A 1669-nucleotide genomic window follows, 5' to 3' on the forward strand; every position below is an offset into this window, starting at 1 on the left:
AGCCTCGATCCACCGACGAGCCGGGGATGAGCGGCGAGGTCCCGATCCGGGTGCGTTGTCGGTGTCGGAGCAGGCGTGAGTTCCGGGCGTCGCATCCCGGTCGTCCACTGAGTTCTCTTGGCGTGCCGTGGCGCGGCGATGGTCAGCTGGTCGCGATCGGTGGTGGCGCGTGCGTCTCGGTGAACAGTCGCGCGAACGCTGTCTCCCAGGGCCATGCCGCCGGGAGGTGCAGGGTGATGCGGCGTGCGGAGCGAGCCAGTCGCGCCGGTACGTGGATGAGGGTGCGGCGGATCGTCGCGGTGGTCGCTTTTGCCAACCGTCCTGCCCGATCGGCGACCACGCCCGCGGCGCGGGTGAGGTTGAACGCGATCACGGCGAGGACGAGCCAGGCGCTGTTCGCGGTGAACACGCCGGAGGGCAGGTGCGCAAGCGGCCCGTTCTTCAGGTCGGCGTGCACTTGCTCGATGATCGCGTGACCGCGGTGGGTCTTATCGGCCTCGACGGTGTCCATCATGTCGGCAGGCGTGGTGGTGAAGAACGCGTGGTGCCGGTAGGTGTCGAACAGTGTCGGCTGCTCCAGGTTCTTCGGGTTCAGGTCGGGGATCCGGCGAACGACCAGCCGCCCTTCGACGCGCTCGGCCTTCTTCCTGGATCGGAACGCGGTGAAGCCGATCTCGGCGACCTCGGCCCTGGAGATCCATTGCCCGGTGGCCTCGTCGCGGATCGCGTCGGTGTACTCGATCTTCGTCCACGCGTCGGCTTCGATCGTCGCGATGGCGGCTTTCACGGCAGGGTCCATCCGGACCGTGACCGAGACGTCGGCGCCGGCTTTGATCGCAGTGCCGACGGTGGCGTGACCGTAGAACGCGGAATCCGCCCGCAGCAGCGGCCGCTCCCCGCCCGTGTGGGTGCGGCGCAGGGTGGCGAGGGCGTCACCGACGATCCGGGCGGCGCCTTTCGGGGACCCGGTCTTCCCCTGCCGCAGCCGCTGGCTCAGGATCACCGGCGCTGACGAGGTGGTCGACGCTGTGGCGAGCAGCGCGTTCAAGCCCCGGACGCCGGAGTATCCGAACCCGGCGCCCTGCTTCTGGTATCCGTGGACCTCGATGATGGTGTCGTCCAGATCCACCATCACCCGCTCTCCGGCCCGCGCCTGCAGCAGCGACGCCTGCCCGGCGACGGTCGTGAGGACGCGGGACGCGACGGCGTCGAGTTGACGGACATGCCCGAACCGGAACTCCCGCAGGAACGATCCCAGCGTCGACGGCGCATACGTCCGGTCGAACAGCCGCCCCATCCCACCGTGGCGGAGCAGGTTCATGTCGTCGATCGAGTCCGCCCCGGCGAGCATCCCCGCGACCAGCGCAGAGACCTTCGCTCCGGCGTTGGAGCCCTTGTCGGTCGGGACGCTCAACCGGTCTTGGGCCAACTCCGCCAGTCCGGCCCGCTGCGCGAGTCGCAGCATCGGGACCAGACCTGCCGCCGACACCAGATTCGGGTCATCGAAGACCGCTGACACCGCAGCGGGGGCGTGCTTGAATTGCATCTACGAGATGCCTCTCGTTTCTGGAAACTAGAACCTTAGACAAGCTCTATTTTCCCTGATCCGAGGGGCATTTCCGTGTCACGACGCCCGCTCGTCACCCAGCTTCATCGGTGGATCGAGGCT

At 68.1% G+C, this 1669-nt stretch carries 1 protein-coding gene; it reads right to left on the reverse strand.

Annotated features, from left to right (window positions below):
* Positions 1-142: 142 nt before the first annotated feature.
* On the reverse strand, positions 143-1546 hold the full coding sequence (locus ACSGC5_RS14870; RefSeq protein ID WP_434971347.1) for an IS1380 family transposase: 1404 nt from the start codon (positions 1544-1546) through the stop codon (positions 143-145).
* Between the last annotated feature and the right edge of the window lie 123 nt (positions 1547-1669).

The organism is Microbacterium sp. bgisy207 (assembly GCF_965345035.1).
In the GTDB taxonomy this organism is placed as follows: domain Bacteria; phylum Actinomycetota; class Actinomycetes; order Actinomycetales; family Microbacteriaceae; genus Microbacterium.

Coding starts and splice junctions, on each gene's coding strand:
- ACSGC5_RS14870 (WP_434971347.1), bottom strand. CDS start 1,546: ATGCAATTCAAGCACGCCCCCGCTGCGGTGTCAGCGGTCTTCGATGAC.